Annotated in this window: 11 protein-coding genes; 1 reads left to right on the top strand and 10 read right to left on the bottom strand. The window is 63.2% G+C overall.

Annotated elements, in window-relative coordinates; genetic code table 11:
- Positions 1–97: 97 nt before the first annotated feature.
- From GH983_RS16400 to GH983_RS16355, 10 genes are all read right to left on the bottom strand, one after another.
- On the bottom strand, positions 98–937 hold the full coding sequence (locus tag GH983_RS16400) for a CoA ester lyase (RefSeq protein ID WP_153762956.1): 840 nt from the start codon (positions 935–937) through the stop codon (positions 98–100).
- Positions 934–1,386 carry a MaoC family dehydratase gene (locus tag GH983_RS16395; protein ID WP_153762955.1) on the bottom strand — a complete coding sequence of 151 codons (453 nt, stop codon included), beginning with the start codon at positions 1,384–1,386 and terminating at the stop codon, positions 934–936. Before GH983_RS16395 ends, GH983_RS16400 begins: the two co-directional genes overlap by 4 nt.
- Positions 1,386–3,242, bottom strand: coding sequence for an acetyl/propionyl/methylcrotonyl-CoA carboxylase subunit alpha (locus GH983_RS16390; protein ID WP_153762954.1), 1,857 nt, complete (start codon positions 3,240–3,242; stop codon positions 1,386–1,388). The genes GH983_RS16395 and GH983_RS16390 overlap by 1 nt, the downstream gene beginning before the upstream one ends.
- A gap of 7 nt (positions 3,243–3,249) precedes the next feature.
- Entirely contained in the window at positions 3,250–4,845 is a 1,596-nt protein-coding gene (locus tag GH983_RS16385) for a carboxyl transferase domain-containing protein (RefSeq protein WP_153762953.1), read from the bottom strand.
- Positions 4,845–6,008, bottom strand: a complete 1,164-nt coding sequence (locus GH983_RS16380) for an isovaleryl-CoA dehydrogenase (RefSeq protein WP_153762952.1) — start codon at positions 6,006–6,008, stop codon at positions 4,845–4,847. The genes GH983_RS16385 and GH983_RS16380 overlap by 1 nt, the downstream gene beginning before the upstream one ends.
- A 44-nt stretch (positions 6,009–6,052) precedes the next feature.
- Complete coding sequence (gene lpdA, locus GH983_RS16375) at positions 6,053–7,447, bottom strand: dihydrolipoyl dehydrogenase (RefSeq protein WP_153762951.1); 1,395 nt, start codon at positions 7,445–7,447, stop codon at positions 6,053–6,055.
- Positions 7,448–7,450: 3 nt separating this feature from the next.
- Positions 7,451–8,722 carry a dihydrolipoamide acetyltransferase family protein gene (locus tag GH983_RS16370; protein WP_153762950.1) on the bottom strand — a complete coding sequence of 424 codons (1,272 nt, stop codon included), beginning with the start codon at positions 8,720–8,722 and terminating at the stop codon, positions 7,451–7,453.
- A 3-nt stretch (positions 8,723–8,725) separates the two neighbouring features.
- Positions 8,726–9,739 carry an alpha-ketoacid dehydrogenase subunit beta gene (locus GH983_RS16365; protein ID WP_054147729.1) on the bottom strand — a complete coding sequence of 338 codons (1,014 nt, stop codon included), beginning with the start codon at positions 9,737–9,739 and terminating at the stop codon, positions 8,726–8,728.
- Between the two features lies 1 nt (position 9,740).
- On the bottom strand, positions 9,741–10,973 hold the full coding sequence (locus GH983_RS16360) for a 3-methyl-2-oxobutanoate dehydrogenase (2-methylpropanoyl-transferring) subunit alpha (RefSeq protein ID WP_153762949.1): 1,233 nt from the start codon (positions 10,971–10,973) through the stop codon (positions 9,741–9,743).
- Between the two features lie 159 nt (positions 10,974–11,132).
- Positions 11,133–12,134: an AraC family transcriptional regulator gene (locus GH983_RS16355; protein WP_153762948.1), complete on the bottom strand. Its 1,002-nt coding sequence runs from the start codon at positions 12,132–12,134 to the stop codon at positions 11,133–11,135.
- Positions 12,135–12,275: 141 nt separating this feature from the next.
- Between GH983_RS16355 and GH983_RS16350 the strand changes: the two genes are divergently transcribed.
- Entirely contained in the window at positions 12,276–13,043 is a 768-nt protein-coding gene (locus GH983_RS16350) for a 3-hydroxyacyl-CoA dehydrogenase (protein ID WP_054147732.1), read from the top strand.
- The last annotated feature ends 7 nt before the right edge of the window (positions 13,044–13,050 follow it).

Genomic DNA, 13,050 nt, shown 5'->3' with positions numbered 1-13,050 from the left:
CGAGTTTCCCTCGTCCTTTGCCACGTTCAGATGACGTCTGGATGAAGCCGCTGGCGTAGTTGCCATCTCCTCGGTGGTGAGCTTGTGGTGACCAATTTCAGTGGCTGTCATCCGTGTATTCGAGCAGACGTTTCGCCTGTTTGAGATGCGGTGCGTCGATCATTCGGCCGGCGAAACGGAGCGCGCCTTTGCCGGGATTGGCCGCAAAAGCGTCGACGATCGCCTGGGCTTCGGCCAATTCCTTTGCGGAAGGCGTGAATGCCTGGTTGATGACGGGCACCTGCGCGGGATGGATCGCCATCATGCCGTTGAAGCCATCGAAGCGGGCGCGCCGCGCATAGGCGGCAAGCCCGTCCGCATCGGCAAGCGCGGGGTAAACGGTCTCGATCGCAGCCACGCCGGCCGCGTGGGCGCCGAACAAGGTCAGGGAGCGGGCGAGTTCGTAAGGGGCGGTGTAGCGGCCCGTCTCGTCGCGTGCGCCAAGCGCCCCGATGGCCGCCGGCAGGTCTTCCGCGCCCCAGGTCAAGCCGACAAGCCGGTCGCTGACGGATGTGTAGGAGCCCAGCTGGAAGATCGCGGCCGGGGTCTCGGTCGCGATCGGCAGGACGGGGATGCCGGGCGCTTTTGCGCTCAGGGCTTCTACCGTTGAAGCCCCCTCCGCCTTCGGCAGCACCAGCCCGTCCGGCGGCACTTCAAGGATCGCTGCGAGATCATCGTCCAGAAGGCCGCTGTCGAGCGGGTTGATACGGACGAGAAGCGGGATCCTGCCTTTGGTCAGGCGGAGGAAGTCCGCCGCCGCCCGCCGGGCCGCAGGCTTGGCGTCCAGCGTCACGGAATCCTCGAGGTCCAGGATCAGGGCATCGGCGCCGCAGCCGAGTGCCTTCTCCATGCGATTGGGTCTGTCGCCCGGCACGAAGAGCAGCGAGCGCAGCCTCATTGCGGTCTCCGCGAGACGAGTGCGGAGCGCAGGCACTGGCAGACCAGCTCGTTGCGCTGGTTGAAGAGTTCATGCCGGAAGGTGATGATGCCGGCGGTTGGGCGCGATCGACTTTCTCTCAGGTCGGCAATCTCGCTCTCTGCCCGCATCGTGTCGCCGATGAAGACCGGCTTTGGCATGACGACCTTGTCGTAGCCCAGATTGGCAACCAGTGTGCCGAGCGTGGTATCGCCGACCGACAGGCCGACCATCAGCGAAAAGGTGAAGGTGCCGTTGACGAGGATCTGGCCGAATTCGCTCGCCTTCGCCGCTTCAACATCGAGATGCAGCGGCTGCGGATTGTGGGTCATCAGTGTGAACATCAGGTTGTCCGTTTCGGTCACAGTGCGCCGGATCTCGTGAGAGATCCTGTCGCCCAGTTTCCAGTCTTCGAAATAGCGTCCGGCCATCATCCGTCTCCCTCGATCCTGACGAGCAGGCTGCCCTCGACGACCTGGCTGCCCAGGCAGGCTTTCAGTTCGGCAACTGTGCCATCGAAAGGCGCATGCAGCACCTGCTCCATTTTCATGGCCTCGATGGCGATCAGCGGCTGGCCGCGTTTGACGAGGTCACCCTTGGCAACGGAAACGGCGATGATGATACCCGGCATTGGCGCGATGATGGCGCCGTCGCTGGAGCCTCCGCCATGGCCAGCATGCCCGGCCCGCGGTGCTCCGAACTCCCAGGCCTCGCCATCATGGAAAAGAACCCCGTTTTCCATTCGCACCGTCGTTTGAGCGCCATCCACCTGAACCAGATAAGGCCTCTTTCCAACGTCGACGGCCACCTGCCGGTCGATCTCGGCATTGAGGCGAAACCCCGTCAGAGCCGTCCAGACATCCTGCGATTGTTTCGGCAACAGGGCCGTTGCAGCGGCCTGCAAAACCGCTTCAGCCGGTCCACCTGGTGGCACAAGGTCTTCGACATGTCGCTCGATGAAGCCAGTGTCGACGGCGCCAGACAGAAATTCGGGGTGCCGAAGTGCACGGGTGAGAAAGGCCGCATTGGTATGGATCGGCCAGACCTCGACCTTCTGCACGCCGTCGCAAATCTTGCGGATCGCCTCTTGCCGGCTGGCGCCGTGGCTGATGAGTTTGGCCAGCATCGGATCATAATGCGGGGTGACCTCATCTCCCCGTTCGACGCCGCTGTCGATCCGAAGCGTATCCGGCAGTCGCAGATGGTCGAGCATGCCGATCGACGGCAGGAAACCGGTTGCTGGATTTTCCGCATAGAGCCGGGCTTCCATGGCCCAGCCGGTGATGGAAAGCTGATCCTGATTCAATGGCAGAGGCTCGCCCGAGGCGATGCGCAATTGCCATTCGACCAGATCCTGTCCGGTGATCGCCTCGGTCACGGGATGCTCGACCTGGAGACGCGTGTTCATTTCCATGAACCAGATGCGATCAGCACGCAGGCCCTCGGAGGCGTCGGCGATGAACTCGATCGTACCTGCGCCGACATAATCGACCGCGCGGGCGGCCTTGACAGCCGCCTGGCAGACCGCATGCCGGGTCACGGCATCCATACCGGGCGCCGGTGCTTCCTCGATCACCTTCTGGTGGCGGCGTTGCAGCGAGCAGTCGCGTTCGAAGAGATGTACGACATTGCCCTTGGTGTCGCCAAAAACCTGCACCTCGATATGACGCGGTGAGAGGATGTATTTCTCGATCAGCACGCGGTCATCGCCGAAGGAGGACGCCGCCTCGCGCCGGCAACTGGCGAGCGCTGTTGCAAAATCCTCCGTCCGCTCGACGCGGCGCATGCCCTTGCCGCCACCGCCGGCCACCGCCTTGATCAGCACGGGATAGCCGATGGCATCGGCCTCGCGTTGCAGTCGTTCCAGGCTCTGGTCTTCCCCGAGATAACCGGGTGTGACCGGCACGCCGGCTGCGATCATCCGTTGTTTGGCGGCATCTTTCAGGCCCATGGCCCTGATGGCAACCGGTGGCGCCCCGACCCAGACCAGACCCTCGGCCATCACGGCTTCGGCAAACTCGGCATTTTCCGACAGGAAGCCATATCCGGGATGGATCGCCTCAGCGCCGCTCCTCCTCGCCGCTTCGAGAATGCGGTCCTGCCGCAGGTAGCTGTCGCGGGCCGGCGCCGGACCGATCGGCAGCGCCTCATCGGCCTCGCGCACGAACGCCATGCCAGCATCCACATCCGAATGCACCGCAATCGTTCGGATGCCGAGCCGTTTTGCCGTGCGAATGATCCGCCTTGCGATTTCACCGCGATTGGCAATCAAGAGGCTTTCCATCATCTTCGCCTCACATCCGGAAAATGCCGAACTGCGCCCGTTCTGGGATCGGGGCGTTCAGCGTTGCGGAAAGGGCGAGGCCAAGCACGTCGCGGGTCTGGGCGGGGTCGATGATGCCGTCATCCCACATCCGGGCCGTCGCGTAATAGGGGTTGCCTTCGTCCTCGTATTTCTGGCGGATCGGCGCCTTGAAGGCCTCGGCCTCCTCCGCCGTCCAGCCTTCGGCGTCGCGATGGACGGTCGCCAGGACAGAGGCGGCCTGCTCGCCTCCCATCACCGAAATGCGCGCATTGGGCCAGGAAAACAGGAAGCGTGGCTGAAAGGCGCGGCCGCACATGCCGTAATTGCCGGCCCCGAAACTGCCGCCGATCAGCACAGTGACTTTCGGCACCTGTGCGCCCGCGACTGCGGTCACCAGCTTGGCGCCGTGTTTGGCGATGCCTTCCGCCTCGTATTTCCCGCCGACCATGAAGCCGGAAATGTTCTGCAGGAAGAGCAGCGGAATGCGCCTCTGGCAGGCGAGTTCGATGAAGTGGGCGCCCTTCAGGGCACTTTCGGAAAACAGGACGCCATTGTTGGCGAGGATGGCGATGGGCATGCCCCAGAGACGGGCGAAACCGCAGACAAGCGTGGTTCCGTAAAGCGGCTTGAACTCCTGCAGTTCGGAACCATCGACGAGACGGGCGATCACCTCGCGCACGTCATAGGGTGTGCGCAGGTCCTGCGGGACCACGCCGTAGAGCTCACTCGGGTCGAACAGGGGAGGGCGCGGTTTGTCCAGCTCAATGTCCACCGTCTTCGGTCGGTTCAGTGTCGCAACGATGTCGCGCACGATCAGTAGCGCGTGTTCGTCGTTTTCGGCGACATGGTCGACAAGGCCGGACTTGCGGGCGTGGACATCAGCACCACCCAGATCTTCGGCCGAGATCACCTCGCCGGTTGCGGCCTTGACCAGAGGTGGGCCGGCGAGAAAGATGGTGCCCTGGTTGCGGACGATCACCGTCTCGTCGGACATGGCCGGGACATAGGCGCCGCCCGCCGTACAGCTTCCCATGACGCAGGCGATTTGCGGAATGCCGGCGGCAGACATCTGCGCCTGATTGTAGAAGATCCGGCCAAAATGATCGCGATCGGGGAAGACCTCGGCCTGATGCGGCAGGTTGGCGCCGCCGGAATCCACCAGATAGATGCAGGGCAGGCGGTTTTCCGAGGCAATCTCCTGTGCTCTCAGATGCTTCTTGACCGTCATTGGGAAATAGGCGCCGCCCTTTACCGTCGGGTCATGGGCAATGATCATGCATTCGCGACCCGAGACACGGCCGATACCCGTGATCATGCCCGCGCCCGGCGCCTCGTCACCATACATGCCGCCGGCCGCCAGTTGCCCGATCTCCAGGAAAGGGGAGCCGGGGTCGAGGAGCCGCAACACGCGGTCGCGGGGCAGAAGCTTGCCACGCGCGACATGACGTTGGCGATGGCTTTCAGCCCCGCCCAATGCGGCGGTGGCCACCTTCGACCGCAGTTCTTCGGCAAGCGCGGCGTTGCGGGCCGCATTGGCCTTGAAGCCTTCGCTGTCGCGGTCGAGCATGGTCGAGAGTATCGGCATCAGCTCATCCCCTCTGCACCGATGACCTCGCGGCCGATCAGCATGCGGCGTACCTCGTTGGTGCCTGCGCCGATATCGAGAAGCTTTGCGTCACGCCAGTAGCGCTCAACGGGCCAGTCTTTGGTGTAACCCGCACCACCCAGGGCCTGGATCGCCTGTTCGGCCACTTTCACCGCGTTCTCAGACGCATAGAGGATTGCGCCGGCCGCATCCTGGCGCGTTGTCTGGCCGGCATCGCAGGCACGCGCCACGGCATAGACATAGGCGCGGGCGGAGTTCAGCGCCACGACCATGTCGGCGATCTTGGCCTGCATCAGCTGGAAGCTTCCGATCGGTCGGCCAAACTGCCGGCGCTCCCTGACATAGGGCAGGACGACGTCGAGGCAGGCCTGCATGATGCCGAGCTGGATTCCCGAAAGCACGACCCGCTCGTAGTCGAGGCCGGACATCAGCACCTTCACCCCGCCGTTCAGCGGACCCATGATGTTTTCATGTGGGACAAAGCAGTCCTGGAAAACAAGTTCCGCCGTGGGAGAACCACGCATACCGACCTTGTCGATCTTCTGGCCGATCGAGAAGCCGGGGAAATCCTTTTCGATGAGAAAGGCCGTGATGCCTTTCGATCCAGCCTGCGGCTCAGTCTTCGCATAGACCACGAGCGTTTGGGCATAGGGGGCATTGGTGATCCAAAATTTGGTGCCGTTCAGGCGGAAGCCGCCCTCGACTCTGTCGGCGCGCAGCCGCATGGAGACAACGTCGGATCCGGCGCCGGCTTCGGACATGGCGAGACTGCCGACATGGTCGCCGGATATCAGGCCGGGCAGATACTTCGCTTTCTGCTCATCCGAACCCCAGCGTGCGATCTGGTTGATGCAGAGATTGGAATGTGCGCCATAGGACAGGCCCACTGAGGCCGAAGCGCGACTGATTTCCTCGCAGGCAACGACATGGTCGAGATAGCCAAGGCCAAGGCCGCCGTCCGCTTCTGCAACAGTCATGCCATGCAGGCCGAGCGCGCCCATGGCCGGCCAGAGCTCGACGGGAAAACGATCGCGTGCGTCAATCTCGGCAGCGATCGGGGCGATACGCTCACGGGCAAAGCGCGCGGTCGTGTCGCGGATCATCTCCGCTGTTTCGCCAAGCCTGAAGTCCAATTCGGTCATGGGGCTTCCTCTGCGATTTTAGATCATGCGAACCGGAAGGCCGGTCATATGTGCAGTGCGTGTCCCAGCGCCTTGAGTGCTGCTTCCTGCAGGGCTTCGCCGCGTGTGGGATGGGCATGGATGGTGGCGGCTATGTCCTCCAGCCGAGCACCCATTTCGATGGCGATCGCAAAGGTCGAGGCAAATTCGGAGACACCCGCCCCGACGGCCTGCAGACCCAGCACGGCGTGGCTATCAGCGCGCGCCACGACACGAACGAAGCCGTCTTCATCCTCCACCGTCATCGCCCGTCCATTCGCTGTGAAAGGGAACTGGCCGATTTTCACATCGAAGCCATGGCTGCGGGCTTCCTCCGGCAAGAGGCCGGCGCTGACGATTTCAGGGTCGGTGAAGCAGATGGCGGGGATGCAGCGCTTGTCCCAGGCGCGCTTGCGGCCGGCGACGATCTCGGCGACCATTTCGCCCTGCGCCATGGCCCGATGCGCCAGCATCGGCTCGCCGGTCACGTCGCCGATCGCATAGACCCCGCGCATGGATGTGTGGCAGCGGTCATCGACCTGCAGGTACGAGCCGATCCGGTCGAGATCGAGTTCTTCGAGGCCTGAGCCCGTGGTGCGCGGCCGCCGTCCGACGGCGACGAGAATGCGGTCTGCCGGCAGTTCGCGCCGTCCCTCGGCGGTCTCGACGACCAGCGCCTCGCCCGTGTCGGATAGCCCCACGGCCCTTGCGTCCGTCAGCACCTTGATGCCGCGTTCGCCAAGCCTGCGCAGAACCGGCTTGACCAGATCGGCATCGTAGAGCGGCAGGATCTGCGATGTCGCCTCGACCACGGTGACTTCAGATCCCATGCGGGCGAAGGCGGTTCCGAGTTCCAGTCCGATATAGCCGCCGCCCACGACGACGAGCTTTTTGGGCAGTTCGGTCAGTGACAGCGCCTCGGTGGAGGAAATGACCTTGCCGCCGAAAGGAAGGGCCGGGAGCTCGACGGGATCGGAGCCGGTCGCGATCACAATGGTTTCTGCGCGGATGACCTGCAGGCCGGTCTCGGTTTCCACCTCCACCGTCTTGCCGTCCCGAAAACGGGCGCGGCCGTGAACGATCTTGACCCGCGCCTTCTGCAGGAGGCCGGAGACGCCACCGGTCAGCCGGCCGACGATGGCGTCCTTCCAGGCCATGGTCTTGGACAGATCGATGGAAGCGCCTTCGACGCGGATGCCAAGCGCGTTCTCGCCGGCGGACAGCGCCCGCGCCTTGTCGAAGGTCTCTGCGGCATGGATCAGCGCCTTGGACGGGATACAGCCGATCGTCAGGCAGGTGCCGCCAGGACGGCCCTCTTCAACGATGACGGTATCGATGCCGAGCTGTCCTGCCTTGATGGCGCAGACATAGCCACCTGGACCGGCGCCGATGACGAGGAGCTTGCAAAAAATCTCTTTCATGGCTCAGCCCTCTATAAAGATCAGCGCCGGGGTCTCCATCAGCACCCGCAGGCGCTGGACGAAGGTCGCAGCATTCCAGCCATCGACGATGCGGTGATCGAAGCTGGAAGACAGGTTCATCATCTTGCGCGGCACAAACTGCGTGCCGTCCCAGATGGGGCGTATGGCGATCTTGTTGACGCCCACGATGGCGACTTCTGGGTGGTTGATCACAGGGGTCGAGACAATGCCGCCAAGTGCTCCGAGCGAGGTGATGGTGATGGTCGAGCCGGTCAGCTCGTCCCGCGTCGCCGTGCCGGCGCGGGTGGCTTCTGCAAGCCGGTTCATCTCGCTTGCGCAATCCCATATGCCCCGCGCCTCGGCATGTTTGACCACCGGCACGGCAAGACCGGCGGCGGTCTGGGTGGCGATGCCGATATGCACCGCGCCGAAACGGGTGAGCACGCCGGCATCGTCGTCGAAGGTGGCGTTGACATCAGGTTGCTCGACGACCGCCTTGACCATGGCGCGCATCAGGAAGGGCAGGAGCGTGAGCTTTGGCTGGTCAGGCCGGCGTTCGGCATTCATCTTGGCGCGCAGTTCTTCAAGCGCTGTGACGTCCACTTCCTCCACATAGGTGATGTGGGGAATGCGCGAGGTGGAGACGACCATCTTCTCGGCGATCCGGCGCCGAAGGCCGGTCAGTTTGATCTCCTCCCGCGTGGTCTTCTTGGCAAAGCCTGATACCGCTGGTGCAGGATCCGGGCCGCGGGCAAGAAACTGTTCCACATCTTCGCGCAGAATGCGTCCTGCCGGACCCGATCCGCGCAACAGGCGCAGGTCGATGCCGTTCTCGCGGGCCAGCAAGCGGACCGAGGGTGCTGCGAGTGGTTTGTCGAATTCGGGTGAGGGTTGCCGAGCGGGGGCAGCGGCAGCGGCGGGCGCTGCAGGCGGCGCGGACTTCGTTGGCGTGTGCGGCGCTTCGCCGCTTGTGACCGGCGGGGGCTCGGGTGTCGCGTCCACCGTCTCCGGTGTCGCCGGCTCCTCGCCTGCACCATCCGTTGCGATCCGGATGAGGGGCGCCTTGACCGCGATCGTGTCTCCCACTTCGCCGCCAAGCCAGACCACTGTGCCACTGACGGGTGTGGGGATCTCCACGGTCGCCTTGTCGGTCATCACGGCGGCGACCATCATGTCCTCGCGCACGGGATCACCGATCTTCACCATCCATTCGACAAGCTCAGCCTCGGCCACGCCTTCGCCGACATCGGGCATCTTGATCGTGAATTCGCCCATGGCTCAGGCCTCCATGACGTCGATGAGCGCGCGGCCGACCCGCGCAGGTCCCGGGAAATAGTCCCATTCCTGCGCATGCGGATAGGGCGTGTCCCAACCGGCCACGCGCATGACCGGCGCTTCCAGATGGTAGAAGCAATGCTCCTGCACCAGCGACACGATTTCGCCGCCGAAACCGGAGGTCAGTGTCGCCTCATGCACCACGACGCATCGGCCCGTTTTGGTGACCGACTTGACGATCGTGTCGAGATCGAGCGGCATCAGGCTGCGAAGGTCGATCACTTCGGCGTCGATGCCGGTCTCCTCAGCTGCGGCCAGCGCCACATGCACCATGGTCCCGTAGGTGATTACGGTAACGGCGGAACCCTCGCGGCGGATGTCCGCCTTGCCGATCGGGATCGTGTAATAGCCTTCCGGCACCTCGCCCAGTTCATGGCGGGACCAGGGCGTCACGGGCCGGTCGTGATGGCCGTCGAAGGGGCCGTTATAGAGGCGCTTGGGCTCCAGAAAGATGACCGGATCCGGATCCGCAATCGCAGCGGTCAGCAGGCCCTTGGCGTCATAGGGATTGGACGGGACAACCACTTTCAGGCCGCAGACATGGGTGAACAGGGCTTCCGGGCTCTGGCTGTGGGTCTGTCCGCCGAAAATGCCGCCGCCGGTTGGCATGCGCACCACGATCGGGCAGGTAAAGTCGCCATTCGACCGATAGCGGATGCGGGCCGCCTCCTGGGTCAGCTGATCATAGGCGGGATACATGTAGTCTGCGAACTGGATCTCGACGCAGGGCTTCAGGCCATAGGCCGCCATGCCGATCGCAGCTCCCACGATGCCGGATTCGTTGATCGGCGTGTCGAAGCAGCGGGTCTTTCCATATTTTGCCTGCAGACCTTGGGTGCAGCGGAACACGCCGCCGAAATAACCGACGTCCTCGCCAAACACGACCACGTCGTCGTCGCGCTCCATGGACACGTCCATGGCGCTGCGGACCGCTTCGATCATCGTCATTCTGGCCATGTCAGTATCCTGCCTTCTGACGCTGGCGGCGCAGGTGCGGGGGCATTTCGGCATAGACACCTTCGAAGATGTCCCGCACCGAAGGTTTGCCGCCGGCATGCAGCGTGCCGTTTTCCTCGGCCTTGCGCTGGGCCGTGATCACCTCGTCCATGATCTCGGCTTCGGCCTGCACATGCCGTTCCTCCGACCATGCGCCTCTGTTGATCAGGTGTTTCTTCAGCCGCAGCACCGGATCCCCGAGAGGCCAGGTTTCGGATTCCGTTTTCGGGCGGTAAGCGCCCGGATCGTCGGATGTGGAATGCGCGCCGACCCGATATGTTACGTATTCGACAAGCGTCGGGCCAAGATTACGCCTGGCCCTCTCGGCGGCCCAGCATGCGACCGCATAGACAGCCAGATAGTCGTTCCCATCGACCCTGAGCGCCGGAATGCCAAAGCCCAGCCCACGGGCGGCAAAGGTGCCCGAACCGCCGCGGGCAATGCCCTGAAAGGTGGAGATCGCCCACTGATTGTTGACGACATTGAGGACCACGGGCGCCCGGTAGGTCGAGGCGAAAACCAGAGCCGAATGAAAATCCGACTCGGCTGTCGAACCGTCGCCGATCCAGGCGGCGGCAATGCGGCTGTCGTTCTTGATCGCCGATGCCATGGCCCAGCCGACAGCCTGGACATACTGGGTGGCGAGATTGCCGGAAATGGTGAAGAAGCCATGTTCCTTGGAGGAGTACATGATCGGCAACTGTCGCCCGCGCAGGGGATCGGCCTCGTTCGAGAAGATCTGGTTCATCATCTCGACCATGGGATAGTCGTCGGCGATCAGAAGTCCGGCCTGCCGATAGGTCGGGAAGTTCATATCGCCTTTTTTGAGCGCCTTGCGAAAGGCGCAGCTGACGGCTTCCTCACCCAGATGCTGCATGTAGAAGGAGGTCTTGCCCTGCCGCTGTGCCATCAGCATCCGGGCGTCGAAGGCTCGGAGCGTCATCATATGGCGCAGGCCGGTTCGCAATTCGTCGTCCGTCAGCAGGCCTGCCCAAGGGCCGACGGCCTCGCCATCGCGGTTCAAAACCCGGATGATCGAATAGGCCAGGTCACGGATATCTTCGGCCGCCGCATCGACCGGAGGCCTCGGCACCGATCCGGCCTTGGCAATCTTGACGTTGGAAAAATCGGGCTGGCCGCCCGGCCGAACGGCAGGTTCGGGGACATGCAGGCTCAGATGCGCAGGTTGCACCATCAGTCTCCTCCCGTGAAACCTGCTCCTCTCCCCAGGAGCAGATCAATCGAAGTGAATGGTAAGCGTCTTGCTTGTGGCAAGCCATGACAAAACTGCATCCAATTCTTTGGCCAGTTTTGCCATATGTCTTATGGGACAGCAGATGCCGGCTTCTGGCGTCTAAATAGATCTGGAACTCTTGCGGAAAGCCTCGGGGCTCACACCCATCCATTTCTTGAAGGCCCGATAGAAGGCGCTCGGTTCCGAATACCCCAGGCGGGCGGCAATATCGCTAACGGTATCATGGGTGTTCATCAGCATGTCCCTGGCAAAATCACGGCGAATGTCGTCCTTGATGCTGGCATAGCTTTGTCCTTCGTCATGCAGGCGGTGGCGCAGCGTCGAAGATGACATGCGCATATCGCGGGCCAGATCTGAAAAGCTGCCCCAATCCGCAGGCCCCTTCTGGTTCAGTCGGCGCCTGACGGCGGCAGCCGTGCCGGCGTCATAGCGATAGCGGATCAGGATATTGGCCGGCGCTCCCCGAAGGAATTGCCGCAATGCCTGCTCGTTGCGCGCGATCGGCAAGGCCAGCATGGAGGAATCGAAGCCGAGGCGGCTCACCGGTTGCGAGAAGCGAATGGGAGCGCCGAAGAAAAGCCGGTGTTCGGCACTCAGTTTCGGTTCGCTGCAGCGAAAATCCACAAGGCGGATCGGAATGCGTCTTCCCACCAGCCAGCAGGTCAATCCATGCAGGATGATCCAGTAGCTGCGATAGGCGAAGGCGGAGCGGGGTTTTCCTGTTTCGCAAAGCTCGATCACTGCGGTGCCGTCGCGAACCTCAAGCCGACCTGTCGGTTCCCCCAGGACGACATTCAGAAAACGCAAGGCCCGCCGCAGGGCTCGCTCCAGCGTTGGCGCATGCAGCACGCAATGGCACAGGAGCGTGAAGCTGCCGCGTGGCATCGTTCGTTCGCCGAGACCGAAACACTCGTCATTCAGCTCCTCGGCAATTGCGAGCCAGAGGCGCCCGAAAGTCTGGGTCGAAACCGGTTGGTCGACGACAGGCGGAAGACCGAGCCGGGACAGAAGCGGCTCTGTGGGCCTGCCTGCGCGTCTGAGGCTGTCGAGTGCCTCCTCGACGAAACCCGTCGAGATCATATGTCGTTCGGTCTCAGCCATGGTCGTCGTTCGACCTCAAGTGCGTCAGTGGCAAAAGTGGCCTCAAGAATGGATCAATTTCGTCATCGGTTGCAACTGTGAAACGCAGTAGAGTTTGCGCCATCGGCAGCTTCAGGCGAGGACTGAAGGGGAGGAGGGTCGATGCGCATCGAGAATGGCTGTTTCATCGTGACCGGCGGTTGCTCCGGACTTGGCGCGGCGACGGTGCGCATGATCAGCGAGGCGGGCGGTCGTGTCTTGATTGCCGATCGTGATCGCGATCGGGGGCCATCGCTTGCGCGGGAGATCGGCGACAACGTTGCTTTTCTTGAAACAGACGTGACGCGTGCGCAGGATGGCGCTGCGGCAATCGAGGCTGCGACGAAAGCTTTCGGCAATGTGCGGGGATTGATCAATTGCGCCGGTGTGGCGCCTGCGGAGAAGGTTGTCGGCCGCGACGGGCCGCATGGGCTGGAGAGCTTCGAACGCACGATCGGGATCAACCTTGTCGGCACCTTCAACATGGTCCGGCTCGCCGCTGCCGCGATCCAGACGAACGAACCCGATGCGGAGGGTGAACGTGGCGTCATCATCAATACTGCTTCCGTGGCCGCCTTTGACGGCCAGGTCGGCCAGGCCGCCTACGCAGCGTCCAAAGGCGGGATCGCCGCCATGACCCTGCCGATCGCCCGTGAACTCGCACGGTTCGGCATTCGCGTCATGGCGATTGCGCCGGGTGTGTTCGAAACGCCGATGATGGCGGGCATGCCGGAGCAGGTGCGCGAAGGTCTCGCGTCCAGCGTGCCCTTTCCGCCCCGCCTCGGCAGGCCGGTCGAATTCGCAGCCCTCGCCCGCCATATCATTGAAAACACGATGCTCAACGGGGAGGTCATCCGCCTCGATGGAGCCATCCGCATGGGCGCGCGCTGATCGCTGC

Source organism: Agrobacterium sp. MA01 (genome assembly GCF_009650195.1).
Classification (GTDB): Bacteria; Pseudomonadota; Alphaproteobacteria; order Rhizobiales; family Rhizobiaceae; genus Allorhizobium.
The sequence above is the reverse complement of the archived record's forward strand: the minus strand, read 5'-3'. Positions and strand labels throughout refer to the sequence as shown.

What these genes read in the sequence shown, in the direction of transcription:
- GH983_RS16385 (WP_153762953.1), bottom strand. Translation starts at nt 4,845, where the DNA reads ATGCCGATACTCTCGACCATGCTCGACCGCGACAGCGAAGGCTTCAAG.
- GH983_RS16370 (WP_153762950.1), bottom strand. Translation starts at nt 8,722, where the DNA reads ATGGGCGAATTCACGATCAAGATGCCCGATGTCGGCGAAGGCGTGGCC.
- lpdA (WP_153762951.1), bottom strand. Translation starts at nt 7,447, where the DNA reads ATGAAAGAGATTTTTTGCAAGCTCCTCGTCATCGGCGCCGGTCCAGGT.
- GH983_RS16390 (WP_153762954.1), bottom strand. Translation starts at nt 3,242, where the DNA reads ATGATGGAAAGCCTCTTGATTGCCAATCGCGGTGAAATCGCAAGGCGG.
- GH983_RS16400 (WP_153762956.1), bottom strand. Translation starts at nt 937, where the DNA reads ATGAGGCTGCGCTCGCTGCTCTTCGTGCCGGGCGACAGACCCAATCGC.
- GH983_RS16380 (WP_153762952.1), bottom strand. Translation starts at nt 6,008, where the DNA reads ATGACCGAATTGGACTTCAGGCTTGGCGAAACAGCGGAGATGATCCGC.
- GH983_RS16395 (WP_153762955.1), bottom strand. Translation starts at nt 1,386, where the DNA reads ATGGCCGGACGCTATTTCGAAGACTGGAAACTGGGCGACAGGATCTCT.
- GH983_RS16350 (WP_054147732.1), top strand. Translation starts at nt 12,276, where the DNA reads ATGCGCATCGAGAATGGCTGTTTCATCGTGACCGGCGGTTGCTCCGGA.
- GH983_RS16360 (WP_153762949.1), bottom strand. Translation starts at nt 10,973, where the DNA reads ATGGTGCAACCTGCGCATCTGAGCCTGCATGTCCCCGAACCTGCCGTT.
- GH983_RS16355 (WP_153762948.1), bottom strand. Translation starts at nt 12,134, where the DNA reads ATGGCTGAGACCGAACGACATATGATCTCGACGGGTTTCGTCGAGGAG.
- GH983_RS16365 (WP_054147729.1), bottom strand. Translation starts at nt 9,739, where the DNA reads ATGGCCAGAATGACGATGATCGAAGCGGTCCGCAGCGCCATGGACGTG.